Here is a 25,114-nt window from a genome sequence, read left to right on the forward strand (position 1 = left end):
TTCTTGTCATCGGTCAAGCGGTGCGGGACCCTAGGACGATGGACCTGGTCGTACTCGAAGAGATCCGACGGCTGAAGTACCGCTACCTCCGCGCGGTCGACCTGAAGCAGTGGGACGAGGTGGCGGACACGTTCACCGCCGACGCCACCGCCGACTACGGGACCCGCGCGACCGGGGCGGACGGGAAGCACTTCGAGGGCCGTGACGCCATCGTCGCGTTCCTCACCGAGAGTCTCGGCAACGGCATCATCACCGTGCACCACGCAGGTCAGCCCGAGATCGAAGTCGACGGCGACACCGCGACCGGGCGCTGGGCGTTCACCGACAAGGTCATCGTGCCCGAGCACAAGGTGATCATCGAAGGCGCCGCGTTCTACGAGGACACCTACCGCCGCGAAGCCGACGGCGCCTGGCGGATGACGCACATCGGGTACGTCCGGACCTACGAGTCGATGGTTTCCTGGGCTGACAACCCGGGCTTCCGGCTGCTCGCCAACCGCTGGGCCGTGTCGGCATGATCGAGAACGAGTTCTCGTTGACTCGGCCGTTCGCCGATGCCATCGCCGAAGCCGAGAAGCTGATCGCCGGAGCCCCGCACGTGAAGACCGAGCAGGACCTCCTCGAGGGCTACGACTACCTGGCCGGCAGCATCCGCGCGTCCCTGCAGATGGCCTGGGCCTACCAGCGCGACTTCCCGTACTTCACCGCGTCCACGGGGCCCTACACGAAGATGGGCCTGGACAACCCGGACACCCTCTACTTCAACGCGAACATCCGCGACGACCGCGAGTACCTGGTCACCGGGGTCCGCGGGACGACCGCCGACCTGAGCTTCCAGGTCCTCAACGGCGACTACTCACCCGTCGTGGTGCCCGACAGCCTGACCGCGTTCGACGACCGGGCCCTCGAAATCGGCGCCGACGGCCGGTTCGAGCTGCGCTTCGGCCCGGCTCGCGAGAACCCGGGCCCGAACTACTTCACCCTCGGCCAGGGCTCGTCGATGCTCGTGGTCCGCGAGGTGCACAGCGACTGGGCGACCGAACGCCGCGGCGAAATCCGCATCCAGTGCGTCGACACGGCCGGGCAGGCGCCGCCGGTGCCCGGCCGGGCGGCGCTGGCCAAGCGCTACGGCGTCACCGGCAAGATGCTGCTGAGCCGGCTCAAGACGTTCCTGGCCTTCCCGAAGTGGTTCTACTACGACCTGCCGGTCAACACGATGACCGAGCCGCGGTCGACACCCGGCGGGCTGACCACGCAGTTCTCCTCCGCCGGCCACTACGAGCTCGGCGACGAAGAGGCGATGATCGTCACCGTGCCGCGCTGCGCGGACGCGCCCTACCAGGGCATCCAGCTCGGCAGCCTCTGGTACGTCTCGCTCGACTACATCAACCACCAGACGAGCCTCACCGCCGACCAGGCGCGCGTCGACCCGGACGGCAAGATCCGGTTCGTGATCAGCGAGCGCGACCCGGGGCTGGCGAACTGGCTGGAGCGCACCGGGCACGACCGCGGGTACGTCCAGATCCGCTGGCAGCGGCTCGACCGGGACCTCGGCGCGGCCGACGGCCCGGTCGTCGAGGTCGTCAAGGTCGACGAGCTGCCGGACCGGCTGCCCTACCACGAGGAAGCACGCGTGACGCCGGCCGAGTGGTCGGCGCGGATCGCGGCCCGGCAGGACGCCGTCGCCGCCCGGATGCTGGGGTGAGCGTGGAGAACCTGTTGCGGGACAAGGTCGTCGTCGTTTCGGGCATCGGCCCCGGCCTCGGCCGGTCGATCGCCGTGCGCAGCGCCATGGCGGGCGCCGACGTCGTGCTCGCCGCGCGCACCGCGTCACGGCTCACCGAGGTGGCCAAGGAGGTCACCGACCTCGGGCGCCGCGCGGTCGCGATCCGGACCGACATCGACGACGCGGACTCCGCCGAGAACCTCGTGAACGAGGCGAGGGAAGCGTTCGGGCGGGTGGACGCGGTGGTGCACAACGCCTTCGCCGTGCCGCCGCTGACCGATCTGGCCACTGTGGACCTCGACGCCGTGCGCAAGGGCTTCGAAACCGCGGCGATCTCCGTGCTCCGGCTGACCCGGCTGTTCCTGCCCGCGCTCAAGGAGAGCAAGGGCTCGCTGGTGATGATCAACTCGGCCGTGCTGCGGCATTCCCGGCGCACGTTCGGCGCGTACAAGATGGCGAAGTCGGCGCTGCTGTCGCTGTCGCAGAGCCTGGCCAGCGAGGTCGGCCCGGACGGCGTCCGCGTCAACACCGTCGCGCCCGGGTACATCTGGGCACCGAACCTCAAGTGGTACTTCGGCTACCTGGCCAAGGAACGCGGGATCACGCCCGAAGAGGTCTACGCCGAAACCGCGTCCACAATAGACCTGCGCAAGCTGCCCGAGCCCGACGAGATCGCCGACGCCGTGGTGTTCCTCGCCTCGCCGATGGCGCGCGCGATCACCGGGCAGTGCCTCGACGTCAACGGCGGCGAGTACCACCACTAGGAGGTTCGATGCTCCCCGGCCGCGAAGACGTCGGCACCGTCGAGGACCTGCACGCTTCGGCGTCGAAGCTCACCGGCCTCGACGACTTCGGCACCGACGAGCACGTCGAGGGCCTGCGCGTGCTGCTGGAGTCGTACGAGGCCGACGAGGACCTCACGCCGTTCGGCAACAAGGTGCACCGGGCGATGCTGCGCGGCGCCCTCGTGGCGCGGCTGCTGAGCGAGGCGTCCTGGAAGCAGCACCCGGCGCACGCGGACGTCCGCGTCGAACGGCCGATCTTCGTGACCGGCCTGCCCCGCACCGGCACGACCGCGCTGCACCGGCTGCTCGTCGAGGATCCCGCGCACCAGGGCCTCGAGGTGTGGCTCGCCGAGGTCCCGCAGCCGCGGCCGCCGCGCGGGACGTGGGCGGAGAACCCGATCTTCCAGGGCATCCAGGCCGGGTACGAACGCCACCACGTCGAGCACCCGGAGTTCATGGGCGTCCACCACATGTCCGCCGACCAGGTGGAGGAGTGCTGGCAGCTGCTGCGGCAGTCGATGCGGTCGGTTTCGTTCGAGTGCCTCGCGCACCTGCCGCGCTACTCGCGCTGGCTGGCGAAGCAGGACTGGACCGATGCCTACGCCCGGCACCGGCGCAACCTGCAGCTGATCGGGCTGCCGGACGCGGGCAAGCGCTGGGTGCTCAAGAACCCGAGCCACCTCTTCGCACTGGACGCGCTGATGGCGAACTACCCGGACGCGCTGGTGATCCAGACGCACCGGGCACCGCGGACGATCATGGGCTCGATGTGCAGCCTCGCCGAGAAGGCCGCGGACGGCTGGTCCACGAAGTTCCGCGGCGAGGTGATCGGCCGCGGGCAGCTGGACCTGTGGGCCCGCGGCGCCGACGAGTTCCGGCACGCGCGCGGCCGGTACGACCCGGCGCAGTTCTGCGACGTGGCCTACGAAGACTTCGTGGCCGACCCGATCGGCACGGTGTCCACTGTGTACGACCACTTCGGACTGCCGCTGACGGACGAAGCGCGTACGGCGATGACCGCGGTGCACGAGCGGAGCCGGACCGGGGAGCGGAAACCGGTGCACCGGTACCGCCTCGAAGACTTCGGCCTGACCCCGGAAGAGGTCGACGAGCGGTTCGCGGGTTATCGGGCCGTCTACGGCTGATCGTCGTCGCGCGGCCGGACGTGGACGCGCTCGCCCTGCAGGCCGAACAGGATGAGCAGCTCGACCGCGCGGCCGTCGGCCGAGCCCAGCCAGTGCGGCGCGGTGGTGTCGAACTCCGCGGCTTCGCCCGGCGGCAGGACCAGGTCGCGGTCGCCGACGACCAGCCGCAGCGTCCCGTTGAGGACGTAGAGCCATTCGTGACCGCTGTGCGTCTGCGGCGTCGGCTCGGCGGGCTCGCCGCTGGCGGGGATCAGCATCTTGTACGCGTGCACGCCGCCGGGACGGCGGGTGAGCGGCACGAACGTCATGCCGTACCGGTGGACCGGGTGCAGGTGGACGCGCGGGTCGCCGGTGTGCGGGGCGCCGACGAGGTCGTCGAGCGGGACGTCGTAGACGCGCGACAGCGGCAGCAGCAGCTCCAGGTTCGGCCGCCGCTGCCCGCTTTCCAGCCGGGACAGGGTGCTTTCCGAGATCCCGGTCTCGGCCGAGACGCCGGCCAGGGTGCCGCCCCGCTGCCGCCGCAGCGCGCGCAACCGCGGCCCGACCGCGGCCAGGACGGTGTCGATCTCGTCGCTCATACCCCCAGTCTTGCCGGTCCGGCAACTTTTCGTGCGCCCGGAGGCCACTCCGCCGCCGGCGTCCGGCTCGCCCAGAGGTCTTGAATGACTCATTCAGGTCTTCGGAGGTCCTGAATGACTCATTCAAGACCCGCGCGGACGCGCTCTTCGCGGAACTTCGGCTCGCGTCTTGCCGGTCCGGCAAGTTTCCGTGCGCCCGGCCGGGCCCGCGCGGCACGGTGAACGCCGTAACCCGGCACGAAGGAGAACCATGGACGCCGTCCGCTTCTGGGACGACCACTACCGCGAGCCCCGCACCACCGGAGTGAACCCCGTGCTCGCCGAGATCGCCGCGGACCTGCCCGCGGGTCGCGCGCTGGACCTGGGCTGCGGCGCCGGTGGCGACGCGCTTTGGCTGGCCGCGCGCGGCTGGCGGGTCACCGCCGTCGACATCTCGGCCAACGCCGTGGCCCGCCTCGCCGAGCACGCGCGCGACCTGCCGGTGTCCGCGGTCCGCGCCGACCTGGGCGCGGAGTTCCCCGAGGGGGAGTTCGACCTGGTGTCCGCCCAGTACTTCCACACGCCGTTCGAGCTGCCGCGGGCGCGGGTCCTGCGCACCGCGGCGCACGCGCTGCGGCCCGGCGGGCGGCTGGTCGTCGTCGACCACGGCTCGGTCGCGCCCTGGTCGTGGAACACCGAAGGCGACTTCCCCACGCCCGAGGAGGTGTTCGCCGAGCTGGCGCTGGACGCCGGGTGGCGGGCCGAGCGCGCGGACGCGCCACGGCGGGTCGCGACCGGGCCGGGCGGGCAGACCGCCACCGTGACCGACCACGTGCTGGTCGTCCGGCGGGCCGCCTGATGGCGCGGGACGCCGGGCCGCCGAAGACCGGGCCTGGGGAGCGGGAGGTGCTGCTCGGCTTCCTCGACTACCTGCGCGCTTCGGTGATCGCGAAGGTCGAGGGCGTCGCCGAGCCCGCCGTGCGGACGCCGGGGGTGGCGTCCGGGACGAACCTGCTCGGGCTGGTCAAGCACCTGACGCACGTCGAACGCCACTGGGTGCTCGGCGAGCGCACGACGAAGTGGGCGGCGACCTTCCGCGCGAATCCGGGCGAAGGCGCCGAGGACATCGTCGCCGCCTACCGGGAGACGGCGGCCCGGGTGAACGCGCGGGTGGCCGAGGCCGACGTGGCCGACCTGCGGTGGACGCTGACGCACCTGATCGAGGAGACCGGGCGCCACGCCGGGCACATGGACATCCTGCGCGAGCTGATCGACGGGGCGACCGGTCGTTAACCGGCGGCGGCCTGCAAGCCGCGGGTGCCGATGCCGCGCAGGACCTCGACGCGGTCGGAGCCCGGGCGGCCGAGCACCCAGCTCGACCCGGGTACCGACTTCGCGCGCTTCTTCAGCGGCGCCAGCAGTCGCGAAACCTCCTGGTACGAGCGGATCGCGTCGCTCGCGCAGACCAGCGTGGCCAGGGAGACCGTCACCGGCAGGCCGTCGGCCGACCAGTGGCGGTCCAGCAGGGCGCCGGCCACCGTGGCGATCTCGTCGACGTCGCAGACCACCAGGAAGTCGTCGCCGCCGACGTGGCTCACCCGCATCCGGCGGAGGCCGCCGGACAGCTCGGTGAGGGCCGCGCCCAGTTCGCGGATCAGGTTGTCGCCCGCGGCGAAGCCCGCGGTGTCGTTGACCGCCTTGAAGCTGTCGATGTCGAGCCACGCCGCCACGAACGGCTCGCCGATGGTGATGCGGCGGGTGACGTCGCGGGCGACCGTGTCGCTGCCCGGCAGCCGGGTCAGCGGGTTCAGCGCCGCCGCGGCCTCGACCTTCGCCTCGGCCACCCCGCGCACCACCTCGGTCACCAGCACGACGCCGAGGCAGCGCCCCACCTCGTCGACCACGACGACGTCGTCGCCGGTGCGGCCCCAGTCGGCGTCGGTCACCAGCTCGAGGAACTCCATCGCGCCGGCGCGGGCTTCGATCGTGTGCGGGGTGTCGGCGAGCCGGGCCGCCGGGCGCTTGGCGTGCAGCGCGTGCCCGTACGGGCCGGTCACGGCGACCAGGAACCGCGTCCGGTCGACCGACCAGCGCGGCCGGTTCAGCTCGTCCACCCCGACCACGCCCGAAGGCGCGTCGGCCGCCGCGAGCACTTCGCGGACTTCGTCGCACGTCGCGGTTTCCGGCAGCGTCGTCGCCGGGCGCAGGAAGTCGCCGACGCACTTCGCCGGACCCGGCGCGACGGCCGCGCGCGGGCGGGTCAGCAGGGCCGGGGCGGGGCCCTCGGCGGTGGGCGGGGCCAGCAGGCCGCCCTGCGCGATCCGGACGCCGAGCCCGCGGACCGCCTCGAGCTGGGCGTCGGTCTCCAGCCCGGTCGCGACCAGCCGGGTGCCGGTGCGGTTCGTGAAGTGCAGCAGGGCCTCGACGACGGCGACCGCGGCCTGGTCGTCCGGCAGCCCGCGCTGCACCGTGCGGTCGAGCTTGACGACGTCGACCGGCGCGTCGACGAGCAGGCCCAGCGGGAGGTCGCCGCGGCCGAGCCCGTCGAGCGCGAGCCGGAAGCCCAGCTCGGTCAGCGCCCGCATCCCGGACAGCGCGCGCTCGCCGGGCACCGCCGCGAACGGCGGGCCGATCTCCAGCACGACGTCCCGGGTGCGGCGGCCCGCGTCGCCGAGCTCTTCGAGCAGGTCGTCGAACATCGCCAGCGGCGCGGCGAGGGTGCGGGCGGAGAGGTTGAGGTGCAGGGGGAGCGCGGTCGGCGCCTCGGCGTCCTGGCGGACGGCGGCGACGGCGAGGCCGAGGTCCGCCTCGGCGAGCCGGCCTTCGCGGCGGGCCTGCGCGAGGAGCTCGGGGACCGTTCCGTGGCCGGGCCTGGCCAGCGCTTCGTGCGCCACCACGCCCCCGGTCTGGAGGCTGTACAGCGGCTGGAAGGCGAAGCGGACCGCGCGTGGCGACTTCACGACCCGATCCTCGCCGGTGGGGCCGGGCGAGCGGAACCGATGTCGTCTGATGTTCACCGGCGTTACTCACATCGGAGTAACTGCGGGTGACGGGCGCCACTTGTTCAGCCTTGACTTATATAAGCGGCAACTTGTAGCTTGACCGGGTGCACGCGTTCGACGTCCTCGGCGATCCGGTCCGCCGCCGGATCCTCGAAGTGCTGGCCGACGGCGAACGGGCCGCCGGCGCGGTGACCGAGGTGATCCGGGCCGAGTTCGGCATCTCGCAGCCCGCGGTGTCGCAGCACCTGAAGGTGTTGCGGGACAACGGCTTCGCGGTCGTCCGCCAGGACGGCACCAGGCGGCTCTACGCGGTCGGGCACGCCCCGCTGCGTGACGTCGACGACTGGCTCGACCGGTTCCGCCGGTACTGGGCACCGCCCTTGGCCGCCCTGGCCACCGAAATCGCCCGCGGCAAGCGCGCCCGGCGCGCCACCGGAGAAGGAGAAAGTTCGTGATCGACGTCAGCCACCAGATCAGCGCCGTCCGCCGGACGGTCGGCGAGCGCGTCCTCGAAGCCGGGGAGGCGCGCGTCATGACCATCAGCCAGGTCTACGACACCGGCACCGACGACATGTGGGACGCGGTCACGAACCCCGAACGCATCCCGCGCTGGTTCCTGCCGGTCAGCGGCGAGCTGCGGGTGGGCGGGAAGTACCAGCTGGAGGGCAACGCGGGCGGCACGGTCGAGCGCTGCGACCCGCCGAAGAGCTTCGCCGCGACCTGGGAGTTCAACGGCGGCGTCAGCTGGATCGAGGTCCGCCTGGCCCCCGAGGGCGACGGCACCCGGTTCGAGCTGGAGCACGTGGCCCACGTCGACGACCACTGGGAGCAGTTCGGCCCCGGCGCGGTCGGCATCGGCTGGGACATGGCGCTCACGGCGCTGGTCCGGCACCTGGCCGCCGATCCCGGGTACGTCGTCGACCCGCAGGAGGCGATGGCCTGGATGGTGTCGCCGGCGGGCGTCGAGTTCGTGACGAAGGCCGGGGAAGCCTGGTACGAGGCGCACGTCGCCGGTGGCGAGGACCAGGCCGTGGCCCGCGCGCAGGCCGACCGCTGCCTGGCGGCCTACACCGCCCAGCCGGAGGCTTAGCGCCGGTCCCGCCCCGGTCCCGCCAGGATCCCCGGCGTCATGAAAGGGTCGTTCACCGCGTCCGGCGAGGTGAACGACCCTTTCATGACGTCCGGGAGCGCCTGGCCGCCGCCGGGGTGACCGCCGGATAGGGTCGGGCGCATGGATCAGGAGACCGACCCGCGGGCGGCCCGGCGCGACCCCCAGGCCGGCGCCGGCGGGTTCACCGACCTGGCGACCAGCCCGTTCCGGATCGACCGCGACCGGATCGCCGCGTCGCCGTTCTTCGCGCGGCTCGGCGGGGTGACGCAGGTGGTCAGCGCCGGCGGGGCCGGGCTGCTGCACAACCGGCTCACCCACAGCCTGAAGGTCGCGCAGGTCGCGCGCGCCATCGCCGAGCGCATCGCCGCGGGGCCCGACGCCGCCCTCGCCGACAAGCTGGGCGGCTGCGACCCCGACGTCGCCGAGGCCGCCGCGCTCGCCCACGACCTCGGGCACCCGCCGTTCGGGCACCTCGGGGAGCAGACGCTCGACCGGATCGCCCGGCACCGCTTCGGCCTCGCCGACGGCTTCGAGGGCAACGCGCAGACGTTCCGGATCATCACCACGACCGACGTGCGCGGGCCGTCGGCGGTCGGGCTCGACCTCACCGCGGCGGTGCGCGCCGCCGTCCTCAAGTACCCGTGGCTGCGGCTGCACCACCCCGCGCCGCACCCGTCGGCGATGGGCGTGCCGCCGCGCGGGGCCGCCGAGCCGGGCGAGGTGCCCGGCACCGGCGCGGCCAAGTTCTCCGCCTACGCCACCGAACTCGACGACTTCGAGGACGCGCGCGCGGCCTTCGCGGGCCGCGTCGAAAGCTGGCAGCAGACCGTCGAGGCGTCCGTGATGGACACCGCCGACGACATCGCCTACGCCATCCACGACCTCCAGGACTTCCACCGCATCGGGGTGCTGCAGCACGCGCCGGTCGCCGCGGAGCTGGGGGAGTGGCTCGAGCACGCGGCCGAGCTGGCGGGGCTGCCCGACGAGGCGCTGCACGCCGGCCTGCGCCGCCCGGGCCGCTCCCTGGAACGCCTGCGCCGCCGCATGCACGCCAAGGACGCGTGGATCGTCGACGACGACGCGTTCGCCGCCGCCGTCGCGCGGGTGCGCGCGGAGCTGGTCGACGGGCTCCTCGCCGGGGAGTTCGACGGCTCGATCGAGGCCGAGCAGGCGACGGCGGCGTTCTCGGCGAACTGGACCGCCCGGCTGGTCGACGGCGTGTACGTGCTCGCCTCGCCGTCCACGCGGACGGGGCACGTCTCGCTGCGCCCCGCCCAGTGGCACGAGGTCCAGGTGCTCAAGTTCGTGCACCGCCGGTTCGTGCTGCTGCGCCCCGACCTGGCGCTGCACCAGCGCGGGCAGGCCGGGCTGGTGACGAGCCTGGTCGACGCGCTCGACGCGTGGCTGCTCGACCGCGACGAGGTCTCGCGCCTGCCGCGCCGGCTGCACGACCTGGTCGAGCTGGCGCACGCGGAGTACGCCGGGCTCGCGCGCACGGCACCGGAGCTGCTCGTCGGGGCGACCGGGGAGCGGGTGTCCGGTCCGGACGCCGTGCGGGGGCTGGCCCGCGGCCGCGCGGTGGTCGACTTCGTCGCTTCGCTGACCGACAAGCAGGCAGTGACCCTTTTGGACGCTCTGTCGGGACGGGCCGCGCAGCCGTGGTCGGATTCGTTCGTGCTCTGACCGGACGGTCGCGCTAGCGGGCTTCCCAGCGGGTGGTCGCCCTTGCCGTGACGCGGTTGTCCCGCCGTTGTCCGGTGGGAAGACCGCCGCTGAGCTGAACGGCCTACGACATCCGTCCGGTTCCGGAAATTACCCGTCCTTTGTCACTCGAACGGCGGGTATTTACACCGTACGCACCGTACTTAGCTTGATCCTGCCGGTGATCACCGGCGTTCGGTCAGCGTGAGTCGGGGCACGCGCCTGGAGATTCGGAGGGCGCCCGTGCGTCGTACCCGTTCCACGAGATCGAGATCCACTGTGCTCACCGCCGGAGCCGCGGCCCTGCTCGCCGCGCTCGGCCTGGTGTCCCCGCCCGCGGCGGGGGCCGCCACCGCGTCCACCCCGGACGCCTTCACCGAAACCGCGCAGCAGCAGATCGCCGCCCTGCAGGCGGTCAAGGCGGGCCGCACCGCCACCGAGTCCAAAGTGGACAGCAAGCTGCTCGTCGCCGAAAAGGGCGTCACCAAGCAGCTGAACGCGCTCCAGTCCGGCGTCGCGGCGGCGGGGACCGCCCTCGTCGACATCCGCGTGAGCAAGGTTTCGCCGGACCTCATCGCCGGGCTCACCAAGGCCGGCGCGGGCATCCGCGCGGTGTCCGACCGCTACGGCAGCGTCCGGGCCGAAGTCCCCGTGGCGAAGGTCAGCGAGATCGCCGCCCGCGGCGACGTCAAGCGCGTCGAGCAGGCCGACGAGGCGCTGACCGCCCGCGAGCTGGCCACCCCCGCGACGACGCCGGGGAAGACCGAGACCAAGCAGCAGAAGGCCGACCGCATCGCCGGCGAGCTGCAGAAAGCCGTGAACGCCAAGGCGCAGCGCAGCGCCGCCGCGGCCGCGACCCTCACCAGCGAGGGCGACCGCGCGCACAACGCCGACCTCGCCCGCCAGCAGTTCGGCGTCACCGGCGTCGGCGTCAAGGCGTGCGCCCTGTCCGACGGCGTCGACTCCCTGGCCGCTTCGGTGGCCAAGGGCGAGCTCCCGCCGGACGTCGACGTCATCGCCGGCCAGGAAGGTGACGGCGACGAGGGCACCGCGATGCTCGAGATCATCCACGACCTCGCGCCCAACGCGAAGCTGGGCTTCGCCTCGGCGTTCAACTCCGACGCCAGCTTCGCGGACAACATCCGCAAGCTGCGCTTCGAGTCGCACTGCGACGTCATCGTCGACGACGTCATCTACTTCAAGGAATCGCCGTTCCAGGACTGGATCATCGCCCAGGCCGTGAACGACGTGACCGCGGACGGCGCGCTGTACTTCTCGTCGGCGGGCAACGAAGGCAACGTCGCCAGCGGCACCGCCGGGCACTGGGAAGGCGACTTCGTCGACTCGGGCAAGTCGGTCGGCAAGTTCGCCGGCACCGCGCACAACTTCGCCGGCGCGGCGGGCAACCAGATCTACGAGCCCATCTCCAACGCCTCTTCGGCCGGCGTCCCGGTGACGCTGCACTGGTCCGACCCGCTGGGCGCCTCGGCGAACGACTACGACCTCTACCTGCTCAACTCCGCGGGCGCGGTCGTCAGCTTCAGCCAGGACGTCCAGACCGGCACCCAGGACCCGTACGAGCGCGTCACGACGCCGTCGTTCGGCGGCACCGGGCTGCGGCTGGCCATCGTGAAGTTCTCCGGCCAGGCCCGCTACCTGTCGCTGTCCGCGCTGCGCGGCCGGTTCTCCGACTCGGCGGACGGGCTCAAGGCCTACAACACCCCGGGCGTGACGGTCGGCCACTCGGCCGCGCGGGACGCCTTCAGCGTCGCGGCGGCCCCGGCGGCCAAGGCGTTCGGCCGGCTCCTCGAGCCGGGTGACCCGGCCAACCCGGCCGGCCCGTACCCGGGCTCGTTCAGCGGCGTCACCAAGGCCGAGCGGTTCAGCTCCGACGGCCCGCGGCGGGTGTTCTACGAGGCCGACGGCACGCCCATCACGCCGGGCAACGTGTCCTCGACCGGCGGCGAGGTCCGGAACAAGCCGGAGATCACCGCGGCCGACGGCGTCACCACCAGCGTGACCGGCTTCAACCCGTTCTTCGGCACCTCGGCCGCCGCGCCGCACGCGGCCGCGATCGCTTCGCTCGTGCTGTCCGGCAACCCCGGGCTGCCGCCGTCCGAGGTCCGCGAGGCGCTCATCAACACCGCGATCGACATCGAAACCCCGGGCCGCGACAACTTCACCGGGGCCGGCGTCATCCTCGCGGACAAGGTGCTGGCCTACACCGGTGCCAGCCCGCAGCCGCTCGCGGTGGCCAAGCAGCCGACGGTCACCCCGGCCGACGGCGGCTCGGCGCTCGACCCGGGCGACACCGCCAAGGTCACCCTGCCGGTGACCAACGAAGGCGACGGCACCGCCGTGTCCACCAGCGTCGTGCTCACCAGCCCGACCCCCGGGGTCACGGTCGCGCCGCGGTCCAAGTCCTACGGCACCATCAGCCCGGGGCAGACCGGCGTCAACGACTTCACCATCACCGTCCCGGCGAGCCAGCAGCTCGGCGTGCCGGTGGTGCTGAACGCCCGCGTCACCTTCGCCGGCGCGCACTCGCCGACGACGCAGACGTTCTCGCTGCCGGTCGGCACCCCGTCGCCGGTCGCGCAGGACTTCGCCTACGCCGGCGCGCCGGTGGCGATCCCGGACAACAGCCCGGTCGGCGCGTCGGTGACCATCCCGGTCACCGGGGTCGGCCGCGCGTCCAAGGTGACGTTCTCCGTGGACGGCACCACGTGCAGCACCGACCCGGCCTCGACGACGGTGGGCCTGAACCACTCCTACGTCGGTGACCTGGTCGGCACGCTGACCGCGCCTTCGGGGGCGAAGGCGACGGTGTTCCAGCGCAACGGCAGCTCGGGCAAGAACCTGTGCAAGGTCGTCTTCGCCGACAACGCGGCGGCGGCGTTCAGCACGGTGACCTCGGCGAACGCGCCGTTCACCGGCACCTGGCGGCCGACGCAGTCCCTGACCGGCGGCCTGACCGGCGCGGCCGCGGACGGCACGTGGACGTTCGGCGTGGTGGACGCGGCGGGCGGCGACGCCGGCTTCATCCGCTCGGTCGCGCTGCACATCAACGGGTTCGTCCAGCCCCCGGCGGCCGGCGCGCCGTCGAACGTGCGGGGCGTGACCAACAACGGCCCGGTGCACCCGCTGTAATCCCAAGCGCCCCAATGTGGTGTTGGGTGCGCTGGACGCACCCAACGCCACATTGGGGCGCTACCGTTTTCCCATGGCGAAGGCGCGGCAGGTCGAGGGCGGCGGGCGTGCCGTCGAGGTCCCGCCGGAGCGGCTGCGCGGCTGGTTCGAGCGGTTTTCGGCTTCGCACGGCGGGATCGCCGCCACCGATGCCGGGCCGCTCGAGGTCCGCGTCACCGCGGCCGACGGCACCACCGCGACCGCGACCGTCCCTTTCGGACCGCTCGGCGAGCCGTCCCTCGACGCCCTCCTCGCGCACGTGCTGGTGCCGCGGCGGATCGCGCTCCTGCTGGTGCGGCTCGGCGGCCACAGCGCCGGGATCGCCGGCGCCGGGCGGGTCGAGGTCTCGCGCACCGACCGGCACCTGGTGCAGGGCCGCTCGGCCGCGGGCGGCTGGTCCCAGCAGCGTTTCGCCCGGCGTCGCGCGGGACAGGCGCGGCACGCGCTCCAGGACGCGGCGAAGGACGCCTTCGAGGTGCTCGTGCCGCGGTTGTCCGAAGTGGACGCCGTCGTGCTCGGCGGCGACCGCCGCGCCCTCGACGAGCTGCGCGGCGACCGCCGGCTGGCACCGCTGTTCGCCCGGGCGGAGCCCCGCGTGCTCGAAGTCGCCGAGCCGAGCTTCGCCGTCCTGGAAGAAGCGGCGCGACGTGCGCTTTCGGTGGAGATCACGCTGCGCGACGGGTGAGACCGCACACGTCCGGAAAAACCCGTGGACCCCGCCCCGTACACTGGTCTCCGTGGATATCCAGCTGGAGTGACGCCGCGGCCCGAGTGGCCGCCTGTCGCTGTCCTCCGTTCACCCCCGTCCACGGGAGTTCCCTTGATCACGGCCACCGGCCTTGAGCTGCGCGCGGGTTCGCGCATCCTGCTCAACGGCGTCACCCTCCGCATCCAGCCCGGCGACCGCATCGGTCTCGTCGGCCGCAACGGCGCGGGCAAGACCACCTCGCTGAAGGTCCTCGCCGGCGAGGGCGAGCCGCACGCGGGCGACGTCCGCCGCAGCGGCGAGCTCGGCTACCTGCCGCAGGACCCGCGCGAAGGCGATCTTTCGGTCACCGCCAAGGACCGCGTGCTCTCCGCGCGCGGCCTCGACAAGCTGATGCGGGACATGGAGAAGGCCCAGGCCTCCATGGCCGAGCTCGTCGACGAAGCCGCGCGCGACAAGGCCATCAACCGCTACGCCCGGCTCGAAGAGCGCTTCGCGTCCCTCGGCGGGTACGCGGCGGAGAGCGAAGCCGCGCGGATCTGCTCGAACCTCGGCCTCGCCGACCGGATCCTCGCCCAGACCCTGCAGACGCTCTCCGGTGGCCAGCGCCGCCGCGTCGAGCTGGCACGGATCCTGTTCGCCGCGGCCGAAGCGGGCGCCGGCGGCAAGTCCGAGACGATCCTGCTGCTCGACGAGCCGACCAACCACCTGGACGCCGACTCCATCAACTGGCTGCGCGGCTTCCTCAAGCAGCACGACGGCGGCCTGGTCGTGATCAGCCACGACGTCGAGCTGCTCGCCGACGTCGTCAACAAGGTCTGGTTCCTCGACGCCACCCGCGGCGAGCTCGACCTGTACAACATGGGCTGGCAGCGCTACCTCGACGCGCGCGCCACCGACGAGAAGCGCCGCCGCCGCGAGCGCGCCAACGCCGAGAAGAAGGCGTCGGCGCTGCAGCAGCAGGCCGCGAAGCTCGGCGCGAAGGCGACGAAGGCCGTGGCGGCCAAGAACATGGCGCGCCGCGCCGAGCAGATGCTGTCCTCGCTCGACGAGACCCGGGTGGCCGACAAGGTCGCCCGGATCAAGTTCCCGGACCCGGCGCCCTGCGGCCGCACGCCGCTGACCGCCGAGGGGCTGTCGAAGTCGTACGGCTCACTGGAAATCTTCACCGGCGTCGACCTCGCCATCGACCGCGGTTCGAAGGTGGTCGTACTCGGCCTGAACGGCGCGGGAAAGACCACTTTGCTCCGGCTGCTCGGCGGAATGGAAACCCCGGACACCGGTGAGATCGTGCCGGGTCACGGAATGCGTTTGGGCTATTACGCACAGGAACACGAAACTCTTGATCATGATGCGTCGGTGTGGGAAAACATCCGACATCTCTCTCCGGACACCGGGGCGCAGGAGTTGCGGAACCTGCTGGGTTCGTTCCTCTTCACCGGCGAACAACTCGACCAGCCCGCCGGCACGCTTTCCGGCGGCGAGAAGACCCGGCTCGCGCTGGCCGGCCTGGTCTCCAGCGCTGCCAACGTCTTGCTGCTCGACGAGCCGACGAACAACCTCGACCCGGCCAGCCGTGCGCAGGTCCTGGACGCCTTGCGCAGCTTCTCCGGCGCCGTCGTCCTGGTGACCCACGACCCGGGCGCGGTCGAGGCCCTGGAGCCGGAGCGGGTCATCCTGCTGCCCGACGGGACCGAGGACCACTGGTCGGCGGACTACCTGGAACTTGTCCAGCTCGCCTGAGGGGTGCGTCCATTCGGGTGCAAGATCACTCCCGGTGAGGCACTGGAATGGCCCAATGTGATCGCAATTTCGGTCGTTTTACGGCTGTCGTCTGGCAATCCGGCGCTCAGTGTTCGATCATTGCCCCGGCAGGGGCCGATATGTGGCCCAGAACACTCTCGGCGGGAAGGCGATCGACGTGGCTGATCTCAAGAAAGGCGCGCGGATCACCGGCAACACGCGCGACAAGCTGGCCGCTGACCTGAAGAAGAAATACGAGAAGGGCTCGAGCATCCGGGCCCTCGCGGAGTCGACGGGCCGGTCCTACGGGTTCGTGCACCGGGTGCTGTCGGAGTCGGGAGTCCAGCTGCGGGGGCGCGGCGGGGCCACCAGGGTCAAGAAGAAGTAGTCGCGGACTGCTGCGCGGGGGGCGCAGCGGGATCTTCGGCCACGCGGAACACCAGGTGGGCCCCGAGCAGGACCAGGGGATACACCAGGTAGCCGTAGCGGGTGGCCGGGGTGAGCAGGATCAACGCGCCGAGTCCGACGGCGATGCGCAGGAGTGCGCCGGAGCCGTTCGCGGGGGGCCGGCGCACCAGCCAGACCAGCATCGCCACGGCGGCGGCGCCCACCAGCACGAACGCCGTCACCTGGCCGACCACGCCGAGACCGGCGATCAGGTGGCCCGGCAACGGGCTCGCCGCGGGCGACCGCACGGCGCCCATCCCGAGGGGGAACCGGAAGACGTGTTCGACGAACGCGGCCGGGTCCACGAGGTACACGGGCAGGTGCAGCGCGGCCGTCGTCGCCACCAGTGCCGCCAGGAACCGCGCCAGCGCGGGCTTTCCCCGGCGTACCAGCACGAACACCGCCAGCACCGCGGCCGCGGGCGCGACGATGAGCTTCGCGCTGATCACCAGCGCCAGCACGAGTCCCGACCAGGCGACCCGTCCGGTGGCGGCGAGCGCGCAGGCCAGCACCAGCAGGCCGACGATCGCCAGGTCCGGCCCGGCGACGGCCCAGGTGAGCGCGGTGAGCGGGCAGGCGAGCGCGAGCTGCGCGGCTCCGACCGGCACCTTCGGCCACTTCAGCAGCTTGAGCGTGCCCAGCACGCACGCGCAGGCGGCCAGCGCGAACACCCAGCGGGCGTCGGTCAGCGCGTCCGCCACCGGTGAGCCGCCGAACAGCGCGCGCGGCAGGCCGAAGAGCGCCATCACCGGGCCGTAAGGCGTGTAATCGTTTACCTCGGGGGCCCGGCCGAGCGCGGTGACGTCGACGTACGGGGTTCCGTGGTGCAGCAGCAGATCCGCGGACCGCTCGATCACCCAGACCTCGGGCTGCGCGGCCCAGGAGAACGGCGTGATCAGCCAGTCCACTCCGGTCAGTCGGCGAATCACCAGGAGTGCCAACGGAAGGATCATGGCCAACAGGCCGACGGCGGCGATGCCGCACCAGCGCGAGCCGAGCACGCCACGCGGCTCGCGGCCCCGGCGCGCGGACCACAGCAGCCAGCCGCTGTGCAGCACGCCGAAGCCGTACGCCGCCGTCGCGAAGTTGCCCCAGACGCGGTAGCCGTAGAACTCCGACTTGAGCGCGGTCGGCAGCGCGAAGGCCAGGCAGGCGAGGTAGAACCCCAGGTCCCACCGCAAGGGGGCGGCTTCGGGAGTGCGCGAGGGTGCGGTGAAGAGCCGTGCCGCGCGCCGCCATGCGGGCGCCCGGCCCACCTCCGTTCCCACCCGGCCAGGCTACCGAGGGGCCCGCCGCCCGGTTCAGCCGACGTCTCGCAGGCGGGGCAGGAGCTTCGCCGCCGTTTCGCAGGCCGCGACGACGCCGCCCGGCCCGGTGGGCATCAGGACCAGCTCGGTGAACCCCGCTTCGACGTGGTCCCGCGCCAGCCGCAGCGCCGCGTCCGCGTCGGCGGGCAGCCGGAACTGCACGGCGCGGCGGATCGCCGCCGGATCGCGGCCGGCGGCGGCGCAGTGCTCGTCGAGGACCCGGGAAAGCCGGCGCAGCTCGGCGATCGGGGTGCCCGGCAGGGCCGCGCTGAGCCAGACGTCGGCGTGCTCGGCGACCACCCGCAGGCCGAGCTTCTCGCCGCTGCTGCCCAGCCAGAGCGGCGGTTTCGCCTGGTGCGGCTTCGGATCGCAGACCGCGCCGGTCAGCTCGAAGTGGCGGCCGCGGAAGTCCGTCACCGGCCGGGTCCACAGCAGACGGAGGATTTCGCAGGCCTCGGCGAGTCTTTCGACGCGTTCGACCGCCGGCGGGGTCGGTGTGCCCATCATCGCGTCGGTGTGGGTGTCGCCGCCCGCGCCGAGACCGACGTCGAGGCGGCCACCGGAGAGGTGGTCGACGGTGGCCGCGATCTTCGCGAACGTGCCGGGGTGGCGGTGGGTGTTGCCGGCCACCAGACATCCGATGCGCACCCGTTCCGTCGCTTCGGCCATCGCGGCCAGGAGGCTCCAGCCGTCGAAGACGTCGCCGGTGCGGTCCGGGCCCAGCGGGGCCAGGTGGTCGAACACCCAGCAGCCGTCGAACCCGGCGTCGTCGGCGATCGCCCACGTCTCGCGGAGCTCGGCGATGCCGACGTGCTGCTGGGGGGCTTCAGGCCGATCGTGGTCATGGTTAGCTCCTGATTATCAGTAAAACAAATCGTCAGCACAACTGACGATCAGCGTAGAGGTAGAGTCCATCCGTGTCCAGCGACCTCGAAGCGCCCCCGGCCGTCACCCGGCGGCTCGGTTACCTGCTCAAGCACGCCCAGCTGCGGCTCGTCGAGCTGGCCGAGCCGCTGTACGAGCCGCTCGGCGTCACCGGGCGGCAGCTCGCGCTGCTCGCGCTCTTCGGCGACGGGCCCGGGCAGTCGCAACAGGACGGCGCGGCGCGGCTCGGCGTAGACCGGACGACGATGGTCGCGCTCGTCGACGAGCTCGAGGCCAAGGGCCTGGTCCGGCGCGAGGTCGCGCCGGGCGACCGCCGCAAGCGCCTGGTGACGCTGACCGCCGAAGGCGAGCGGGTCCGCGAGGCGGGAGAAGCGGCCACGCGGCGGGCTGAGGCACTGTTGCTGGCACCGTTGTCCGCCGACGGCGCCGAAGGGTTCCGCGCCGCGCTGCTCCGGGTTGTTCTCGCGGAGTGAACGGTGGCGGGAAGGAAACGGGCGATGGTGGCGTTGTCCAGGTCATATCCGGAGAAAACCTCAGCTAAGGTAGAGGTTTAGAGACTGGAGGTTTTCCCATGGACAACATGTGGGGGCTGTGGAGTTCGGCGATGCGCGCCGACGACGTGCCGAAGGGGCTCGGCCGCGGCACGCTCAAGCGCGTCGCGCGCTTCGCCCGGCCGCACTGGCGGCGGCTGCTGGCCTTCCTCGTCCTGACGGTCGTCTCGGCCGTCCTCGCCGTGACGACGCCGGTGCTGGCGGGCAAGGTGGTCGACGCGATCGTCGGCGGGCACGACCTGCCGGTGGTGATCTGGCTCGCCGTCGTCATCGCCGCGCTGGCGATCGCCGACGCCGGGCTCGGCCTGATCGAGCGGTGGCAGTCCGCGCGCATCGGCGAGGGCATCATCTTCGACCTGCGCCGCGCGGTGTTCGAGCACGTGCAGCGGATGCCGGTCGCGTTCTTCACCCGCACCCGCACGGGTGCACTGGTCTCGCGGCTCAACAACGACGTCATCGGCGCGCAGCGGACGTTCACCGCGACGCTGTCCGGGCTGGTCACGAACGTCATCCAGCTGACGCTGTCGCTGGCGGTCATGCTCACGCTGTCCTGGCAGGTCACGCTGCTGGCGCTGGTGCTGCTGCCGATCTTCGTCATCCCCGCGCGCCGGCTCGGCCGCCGGATGGCCGGGCTGCAGCGCGAGGCCGCGAACCTCAACGCCGGCATGACCACGCAGATGACCGAGCGCTTCTCCGCGCCGGGCGCGACGCTGGTGAAGCTCTTCGGCCGCCCGGTGCAGGAGGCGGACGACTTCGCGCTGCGGGCCGGGCGCGTGCGGGACATCGGCGTGCGCACCGCGATGCTGACCCGCTGGTTCATGACGAGCCTGACCCTGGTTTCGGCGCTGGCGCAGGCACTCGTCTACGGCCTCGGCGGCTACCTCGCGCTGACCGGCAAGCTCGCGCCGGGCACCGTGGTCGCGCTGGCGCTGCTGCTGACCCGGCTCTACGCGCCGCTGACCGCGCTGGCCAACGTCCGCGTCGACGTCATGACCGCGCTGGTGTCGTTCGAGCGGGTCTTCGAGGTCCTGGACCTGGAGCCGATGATCAAGGAGAAGCCGGCCGCGCGGGCCCTGCCGTCCACCGGCGGGGTTTCGGTCGAGTTCTCGGACGTCCGGTTCGGCTACCCGGCCGCGGACCGGTACTCGCTGGCGTCACTGGAAGACGTGGCCACGCTCGACCACCGCGGCGGCGAAGAGGTGTTGCACGGCATCTCGTTCCGCGCCGAGCCGGGCCAGATGGTCGCGCTGGTCGGGTCGTCGGGCGCGGGGAAGTCGACGATCGCGTCGCTGCTGCCGCGGCTCTACGACGTCGACGCGGGTGCGGTGCGGCTGTCCGATGTGGACGTCCGGGACCTGAGTTTCGCTTCGCTGCGGCAAACCGTCGGCGTGGTGACCCAGGACGGGCACCTCTTCCACGACACGATCCGCGCGAACCTGGCGTACGCGCGCCCCGGTGTCACCGACGACGAGATCTGGGAAGCCCTGGATCGCGCTCGCCTCGGCGAGCTGGTGCACTCCCTGCCCGACGGCCTCGAAACCACGGTGGGCGAACGCGGCTACCGCCTCTCGGGCGGCGAACGCCAGCGGCTGACGATCGCCCGGCTGCTGCTGGCCCAGCCCAAGGTGGTGATCCTCGACGAGGCGACGGCCCACCTGGACTCCGAGTCCGAGGCGGCGGTCGGCGAAGCGCTGACCCACGCGCTGGCGGGCCGCACGGCATTGGTCATCGCCCACCGGCTGTCGACGGTCCGGGCGGCGGACCAGATCCTGGTCCTGGAGCACGGCGAGATCGTCGAACGCGGCACGCACGACGAGTTGCTGAGCCGCGGCGGGCGATACGCGACGTTGCACGCGACGCAGTTCGCGGACGAGGAGCCCGTGGTGGCGTGACCGGCGGGGCGCGCGGGCTGAAGGGGACGTTCGTCTCATCAGACGCGCTGAAGGGGACTTTCCGCGCATCCCGTGCGGGGAAAGTCCCCTTCAGCGCACCGGTCAGGCGGTTTGCCCGGCCAAGCTCGCGTACACCGCCTGCACCAGGGCCATCTTGCGGGGGTCGTCGCGGATGAGCGGGCCGAGCTGGTTGAGCGTGTAGCCGAACGAGATGCCGTTCTCCGGGTCGGCGCCGCCGGTGGAGCCGCCGAGGCCGTCGTGGCCGAAGGCGGCCGGGTTCGGGCCGAAGCCGCGGGCGTCGCTGCCCAGGTAGAAGCCCAGGCCCCACTCGTTCGGCAGGCCCAGGACCGCGTCGACCTCCTTGCCCTGGCTCTCGCGGGCCTTCGCCAGCGCCGGCGCGGACAGCAGCCCGCCGGTGGCCAGGGCGCCGTAGATCGTGGCGATCGCGCGGGCCGTGCCGTGGCCGTTCAGCGCCGGCAGGACCGCGCGGCGGAAGGCCGGCTCGTTCGCGTCGTGGCCGGACAGGCGCGGGTTGGCGAGCGCCGCCTGTGCGACCGGTCCGGCGCTCGCGAAGGCCGCGGCCAGCGCGTTCGCCACCTCCTCGGTCATGACCGGGTCGACGAGGGTCGCGCACCGGGCCAGGTCGGCGTCGTCGGCCAGGCCGATCGAGAAGTCGGCGCCGAGCGGGGCGGCGACCTGCTCGGCGAAGAACTCCCGGACGCCCTGCCCGGCGACCCGCCGCACGACTTCGCCGACGAGCCACCCGTACGCCAGCGCGTGGTAACCGCCCGCGGATCCGGGTTCGCAGAGCGGTTCCTGCGCCGCCAGCAGCGACGTCATCAGGTCCCAGTCGTAGAGCTCCTCGATCCGGACCGGCCGGTCGATCCCGATGCCGGGCACGCCGGAGCGGTGCGAAAGCAGCCACCGCACCGGCACCTCCGCCTTGCCCGCCGCGGCGAACTCCGGCCAGTACTTCGCGACCGGCGCGTCGATGTCGAGCTCGCCGGCGTCGGCGAGCCGGTGCGCGCAGATCGCGGTCATGCCCTTGGTCGTCGACCACACGTTGGCGAGGGTGTCCGGCTGCCAGGCGGCGGCGCGCTCCGGCCCGGTCCAGCCGCCCCACAGGTCGACGACGACCTCGCCGTGCCGGGTGGCGGTGAACGCGGCGCCCAGTTCGCCGCGGGAGCGGAAGTTCTCCTCGAAGGCTTCGCGCACCGGCTCGAACCCGGGCGCGCACTCGCCGTGCACCGTCGCCGTGGCGCTGTCCATCGGACCTCCTCGGGGAGCGACCGATCCACACCGACCAGTCGGTATGTCGACGTTAAAGCGGCCGGGCACGCCCGTCAAGGCGTGCCCGGCCGGTGCTTTTTCACGGACTGGGCGACCGGCCCGGCTACCGCAGCCGGGGGACGATCGCGCCGTACTTCTCCAGCAGGGCCGCGTTCGCCTCGTCGCCGCCTGCCACATTGGAGCTGCGCCACAGCGGGATGTCGAGGCCCTCGGCCGCGCCGCGGTCGTAGACCTCGGCGAGCACCAGGTTCCACAGGAACGCGTTGACCACAGTGGACAGCGGCGCGGTGCGCGGGGCGTCCGGCGGGTAGCTCGCGTCGCCGGGGATGACCAGCGAGTCCAGCACCACCGTGCCCTGCTCGACGAGGGTGCTCGACGACCGCTTCGGCGCCGCCGCCACGCACGCCCGTGACGTCACCGCGATGACCGCCGCGCCGCGCTCGCGGGCTTCGATGCACAGCTCGACCGGGTACGGGTTCGAGCCGGACGTCGAGAAGACCACCAGCACGTCGTCCGGCCCCGGCGCGCGCTCGGCCAGGACTTCCGCGGCCAGGCCGGTGCGCCGCTCGGTCTTCGTGCTGTGCACCGCGCCGTGCAGCGGGAGCAGCTCCGGGTGGTAGAGCGGGTAGACGCAGGCGAGCCCGCCGGCCCGGTAGAACGTCTCGGCGACGGCGGCCAGCGAGTGCCCGGCGCCCGCGGTATAGACCAGTGCGTCGGCCCGGATCACCCCCAGTACCAGCTCCGCCGCTTCGCGCACCGCTTCGGCGTTGGCCTGCTCGACGTCCGCCAGTTGCTTGGCGACACTGCCGGAGATGTCCGTGGCGCTCACCACACCCACCCTTCCGTCGGGGATCGGGCGCCGAATCTACCGCGAAGATGGTGGTGCGCGGTGGAATAGCCGGGTGGCCGATCAAGGTTGACCCGGATGCGGGCGAGTAGGAGGACGTGGGTGAGCGAGGCGGAACCGGCCGTGTCCGTGTGGCCGGCGCGCGGGCGGACCGAGGCGGTCGTGCTCGTGCTGCACGGCGGCGCGGAACGCGGCACCGGCGCGGTGCCGCCGTGGAAGCTCGCCTACCTGCGGATGGTCCCCATCGCGCGTGCCCTGCACCGGGCCGGCCGCCGCCGCGGCGTCGAGGTGCGGCTGCTGCGCAACCGGCGCTACGGCTGGAACGCGCCCGCCATGGACCCCCTCGACGACGCCCGCTGGGCCCTCGACCGCGTCCGCGCCGAGCACCCCGGCGTCCCGGTGGTGCTGGTCGGGCACTCCATGGGCGGCCGGGTGGCGCTGCGCGTCGCCGACGACCCCGCCGTGCGCGGGGTCTGCGCGCTGGCGCCGTGGACCCCGCGCGGCGAGCCGGTCGAGGCCGTGGCCGGGCGGTCGGTGCTCATCGTGCACGGCACCCGCGACCGGATGACCAGCCCGGCGGAGTCGCACGCCTTCGCCGAACGCGCCGAGCGCGTCGCCGCCCGCGTCGCCCGGTTCGAAATCGCCAACGAGGGGCACGCGATGCTGCGCCGGGCGTCCGTGTGGACCCGGCTGACGATTGCTTTCACACTGGACGTGCTCGCTGGGGACGTCGGTGACGAGCTGCGCGGCGCGTGGGCCGCGCCGGGGCCCGAGCGGCTCCGAATACCCGTGTGAGACCGCCCCGAACAGGGCAGATGGCGAAGCGCGCCGCGGGGTGCGGCACTAGGATCGATCACCGGCGTAGCCGGCCGGAGGGAGCATTGTGACCACTTCGAGCGTTGACCGGGCGTCGGCCGGGGGCGTGCCGGAAGAGTCTCGCTGGCCGGGGCTGGCCAGCCCGCCGCATTCACCGCTGCGCGCGCGGATCGCCGCCGCGCTGTTCCGCCGCGCGGTCCGCCCGCTCGACGTGCGGGTGACGTTCCCGGACGGCACGGTGCTCGGCGCCGGCGGCCCGGAATCACCCGAAATGCGGATTTTGCGGCCGGAGTCCTTCTTTCACCGCCTCGGCGCCGACGCCAAGATCGGCTTCGGCGAGTCCTACATGGCCGGTGACTGGACCGCGTCCGACCTCGCCGAGGTGCTCACGCCGTTCGCCGAGCGGATGGGCACCCTCGTGCCGCCGGCGCTGCAGAGGTTCCGGCGGATCGCCGAGCGCACGCAGCCGCCGTCCGAGGAGAACACCCTCGAGGGCGCGCGGGCCAACATCCACCGGCACTACGACCTGTCGAACGACCTGTTCGGGACCTTCCTCGACGGGTCGATGATGTACTCCTCGGCGCTGTTCGGCCCCGGCGACGACCTCACCGCGGCCCAGTACCGCAAGATCGACAGTGTCCTCGACTACGCGGGTGTCCGCGACGGCAGCGAAGTCCTCGAAATCGGTACCGGATGGGGTGAACTCGCGATCCGGGCCGCCGCCCGCGGCGCGCACGTGACGTCACTGACCATCTCGGAGGAACAGCGCGCGCTGGCCACCGAGCGGATCGCCGCGGCCGGGTTCTCCGACCGCGTCGAGGTGAAGCTGTGCGACTACCGCGAGTCGAGCGGCCAGTACGACGCCGTGGTCAGCGTCGAGATGATCGAGGCCGTCGGCGCGTCCTACTGGCCGGCGTTCTACGAGACGATCGGCGAGCGGCTGCGCCCGGGCGGCCGGTTCGGCCTGCAGGCCATCACCATGGACCACGACCGGATGCTGGCGTCGTCGCGCGCCTACACCTGGATCCACAAGTACATCTTCCCGGGCGGCATCATCCCGTCGGTGCGCTCGATCGAGGAGGGCGTCAAGGCGAACACCCGGCTCAAGCTGGCCGGGATGCGCGAGTTCGGCCAGGACTACGCGCGCACGTTACGGTTGTGGCGCGAACGGTTCCTGCACCGCTGGGCCGACATCGCCGGGTTCGGGTTCGACGACGTCTTCCGCCGGATGTGGGAGTTCTACCTGGCCTATTCGGAGGCCGGGTTCCGCTCCGGGTACCTCAAGGTCCACCAGTTCGGCTACGAGGCGACCGGCGAGTAACCCCACGTCGCAACCCCACCCCGGTGCCGGACGTCCTCTTGGTGGACGCGTGCGGTGTACTGACGAAGACAGTTTGTCCGGATCGGGATTGGG

General features: G+C 72.4%; 23 protein-coding genes. 17 read left to right on the forward strand and 6 right to left on the reverse strand.

What is annotated here, in order from left to right; genetic code table 11:
* Nucleotides 1–38 precede the first annotated feature (38 nt).
* The 4 genes from AB5J73_RS27045 to AB5J73_RS27060 are packed head-to-tail and all read left to right on the forward strand — an operon-like array spanning nt 39 to nt 3,656.
* Nucleotides 39–518: a nuclear transport factor 2 family protein gene (locus AB5J73_RS27045; protein ID WP_370961465.1), complete on the forward strand. Its 480-nt coding sequence runs from the start codon at nt 39–41 to the stop codon at nt 516–518.
* Complete coding sequence (locus AB5J73_RS27050; RefSeq protein ID WP_370961466.1) at nt 515–1,705, forward strand: hypothetical protein; 1,191 nt, start codon at nt 515–517, stop codon at nt 1,703–1,705. The genes AB5J73_RS27045 and AB5J73_RS27050 overlap by 4 nt, the downstream gene beginning before the upstream one ends.
* A complete protein-coding gene (locus AB5J73_RS27055) occupies nt 1,702–2,490 on the forward strand; it encodes an SDR family oxidoreductase (protein ID WP_370961467.1) in 789 nt (262 codons plus the stop codon). The genes AB5J73_RS27050 and AB5J73_RS27055 overlap by 4 nt, the downstream gene beginning before the upstream one ends.
* An 8-nt stretch (nt 2,491–2,498) precedes the next feature.
* The gene (locus AB5J73_RS27060; RefSeq protein WP_370961468.1) at nt 2,499–3,656 is read left to right on the forward strand and encodes a sulfotransferase; all 1,158 of its coding nucleotides are present in this window, start codon (nt 2,499–2,501) and stop codon (nt 3,654–3,656) included.
* Here AB5J73_RS27060 and AB5J73_RS27065 read toward each other — a convergent pair.
* Nucleotides 3,647–4,234: a helix-turn-helix domain-containing protein gene (locus tag AB5J73_RS27065; protein ID WP_370961469.1), complete on the reverse strand. Its 588-nt coding sequence runs from the start codon at nt 4,232–4,234 to the stop codon at nt 3,647–3,649. The two genes, AB5J73_RS27060 and AB5J73_RS27065, sit on opposite strands and share 10 nt — an antisense overlap.
* Nucleotides 4,235–4,484: 250 nt before the next feature.
* Between AB5J73_RS27065 and AB5J73_RS27070 the strand changes: the two genes are divergently transcribed.
* Together AB5J73_RS27070 and AB5J73_RS27075 are read left to right on the forward strand one after the other, a co-directional pair.
* Nucleotides 4,485–5,072: a class I SAM-dependent methyltransferase gene (locus AB5J73_RS27070; RefSeq protein ID WP_370961470.1), complete on the forward strand. Its 588-nt coding sequence runs from the start codon at nt 4,485–4,487 to the stop codon at nt 5,070–5,072.
* Entirely contained in the window at nt 5,072–5,506 is a 435-nt protein-coding gene (locus tag AB5J73_RS27075; RefSeq protein WP_370961471.1) for a DinB family protein, read from the forward strand. Before AB5J73_RS27070 ends, AB5J73_RS27075 begins: the two co-directional genes overlap by 1 nt.
* Here AB5J73_RS27075 and AB5J73_RS27080 read toward each other — a convergent pair.
* The gene (locus AB5J73_RS27080; RefSeq protein ID WP_370961472.1) at nt 5,503–7,173 is read right to left on the reverse strand and encodes a GGDEF domain-containing protein; all 1,671 of its coding nucleotides are present in this window, start codon (nt 7,171–7,173) and stop codon (nt 5,503–5,505) included. The genes AB5J73_RS27075 and AB5J73_RS27080 overlap by 4 nt on opposite strands.
* Before the next feature lie 146 nt (nt 7,174–7,319).
* Between AB5J73_RS27080 and AB5J73_RS27085 the strand changes: the two genes are divergently transcribed.
* From AB5J73_RS27085 to AB5J73_RS27115, 7 genes are all read left to right on the forward strand, one after another.
* A complete protein-coding gene (locus AB5J73_RS27085) occupies nt 7,320–7,670 on the forward strand; it encodes an ArsR/SmtB family transcription factor (RefSeq protein WP_370961473.1) in 351 nt (116 codons plus the stop codon).
* Nucleotides 7,667–8,305, forward strand: a complete 639-nt coding sequence (locus AB5J73_RS27090) for an SRPBCC family protein (RefSeq protein WP_370961474.1) — start codon at nt 7,667–7,669, stop codon at nt 8,303–8,305. Before AB5J73_RS27085 ends, AB5J73_RS27090 begins: the two co-directional genes overlap by 4 nt.
* Nucleotides 8,306–8,446: 141 nt before the next feature.
* Nucleotides 8,447–10,009, forward strand: coding sequence for a deoxyguanosinetriphosphate triphosphohydrolase family protein (locus AB5J73_RS27095; RefSeq protein WP_370961475.1), 1,563 nt, complete (start codon nt 8,447–8,449; stop codon nt 10,007–10,009).
* A 297-nt stretch (nt 10,010–10,306) separates the two neighbouring features.
* The gene (locus tag AB5J73_RS27100) at nt 10,307–13,177 is read left to right on the forward strand and encodes a S8 family serine peptidase (RefSeq protein ID WP_370961476.1); all 2,871 of its coding nucleotides are present in this window, start codon (nt 10,307–10,309) and stop codon (nt 13,175–13,177) included.
* Between the two features lie 73 nt (nt 13,178–13,250).
* Nucleotides 13,251–13,901, forward strand: coding sequence for an acVLRF1 family peptidyl-tRNA hydrolase (locus tag AB5J73_RS27105; RefSeq protein ID WP_370961477.1), 651 nt, complete (start codon nt 13,251–13,253; stop codon nt 13,899–13,901).
* 135 nt (nt 13,902–14,036) lie between these two features.
* Nucleotides 14,037–15,665, forward strand: a complete 1,629-nt coding sequence (locus AB5J73_RS27110; protein WP_370961478.1) for an ABC-F family ATP-binding cassette domain-containing protein — start codon at nt 14,037–14,039, stop codon at nt 15,663–15,665.
* 178 nt (nt 15,666–15,843) lie between these two features.
* The gene (locus AB5J73_RS27115; RefSeq protein WP_003071237.1) at nt 15,844–16,053 is read left to right on the forward strand and encodes a helix-turn-helix domain-containing protein; all 210 of its coding nucleotides are present in this window, start codon (nt 15,844–15,846) and stop codon (nt 16,051–16,053) included.
* Here AB5J73_RS27115 and AB5J73_RS27120 read toward each other — a convergent pair.
* Both AB5J73_RS27120 and AB5J73_RS27125 read right to left on the reverse strand, forming a co-directional pair.
* On the reverse strand, nt 16,040–17,380 hold the full coding sequence (locus AB5J73_RS27120) for a glycosyltransferase 87 family protein (protein ID WP_370961479.1): 1,341 nt from the start codon (nt 17,378–17,380) through the stop codon (nt 16,040–16,042). The genes AB5J73_RS27115 and AB5J73_RS27120 overlap by 14 nt on opposite strands.
* A gap of 33 nt (nt 17,381–17,413) precedes the next feature.
* Nucleotides 17,414–18,223, reverse strand: a complete 810-nt coding sequence (locus AB5J73_RS27125; RefSeq protein ID WP_370973355.1) for an LLM class flavin-dependent oxidoreductase — start codon at nt 18,221–18,223, stop codon at nt 17,414–17,416.
* Nucleotides 18,224–18,336: 113 nt separating this feature from the next.
* Here AB5J73_RS27125 and AB5J73_RS27130 point away from each other — a divergent pair, with 113 nt between their 5' ends.
* Nucleotides 18,337–18,777 (forward strand): MarR family winged helix-turn-helix transcriptional regulator, encoded by a 441-nt coding sequence (locus tag AB5J73_RS27130; protein WP_370961480.1) that lies wholly within the window; start codon nt 18,337–18,339, stop codon nt 18,775–18,777.
* 98 nt (nt 18,778–18,875) lie between these two features.
* The gene (locus AB5J73_RS27135) at nt 18,876–20,747 is read left to right on the forward strand and encodes an ABC transporter ATP-binding protein (RefSeq protein WP_370961481.1); all 1,872 of its coding nucleotides are present in this window, start codon (nt 18,876–18,878) and stop codon (nt 20,745–20,747) included.
* A gap of 102 nt (nt 20,748–20,849) precedes the next feature.
* On the opposite strand, the gene AB5J73_RS27140 is transcribed toward AB5J73_RS27135, so the two are convergent.
* A complete protein-coding gene (locus AB5J73_RS27140) occupies nt 20,850–22,016 on the reverse strand; it encodes a serine hydrolase domain-containing protein (RefSeq protein ID WP_370961482.1) in 1,167 nt (388 codons plus the stop codon).
* Nucleotides 22,017–22,140: 124 nt separating this feature from the next.
* Complete coding sequence (locus tag AB5J73_RS27145; RefSeq protein WP_370961483.1) at nt 22,141–22,869, reverse strand: SIS domain-containing protein; 729 nt, start codon at nt 22,867–22,869, stop codon at nt 22,141–22,143.
* 117 nt (nt 22,870–22,986) lie between these two features.
* On the opposite strand from AB5J73_RS27145, the gene AB5J73_RS27150 reads away from it, so the two are divergent.
* Both AB5J73_RS27150 and AB5J73_RS27155 read left to right on the forward strand, forming a co-directional pair.
* Nucleotides 22,987–23,679, forward strand: coding sequence for an alpha/beta hydrolase (locus AB5J73_RS27150; protein ID WP_370961484.1), 693 nt, complete (start codon nt 22,987–22,989; stop codon nt 23,677–23,679).
* A gap of 88 nt (nt 23,680–23,767) precedes the next feature.
* On the forward strand, nt 23,768–25,021 hold the full coding sequence (locus tag AB5J73_RS27155; protein ID WP_370961485.1) for a class I SAM-dependent methyltransferase: 1,254 nt from the start codon (nt 23,768–23,770) through the stop codon (nt 25,019–25,021).
* Nucleotides 25,022–25,114 lie beyond the last annotated feature (93 nt).

It is taken from the genome of Amycolatopsis sp. cg9 (assembly GCF_041346945.1).
Taxonomy (GTDB): Bacteria; Actinomycetota; Actinomycetes; order Mycobacteriales; family Pseudonocardiaceae; genus Amycolatopsis.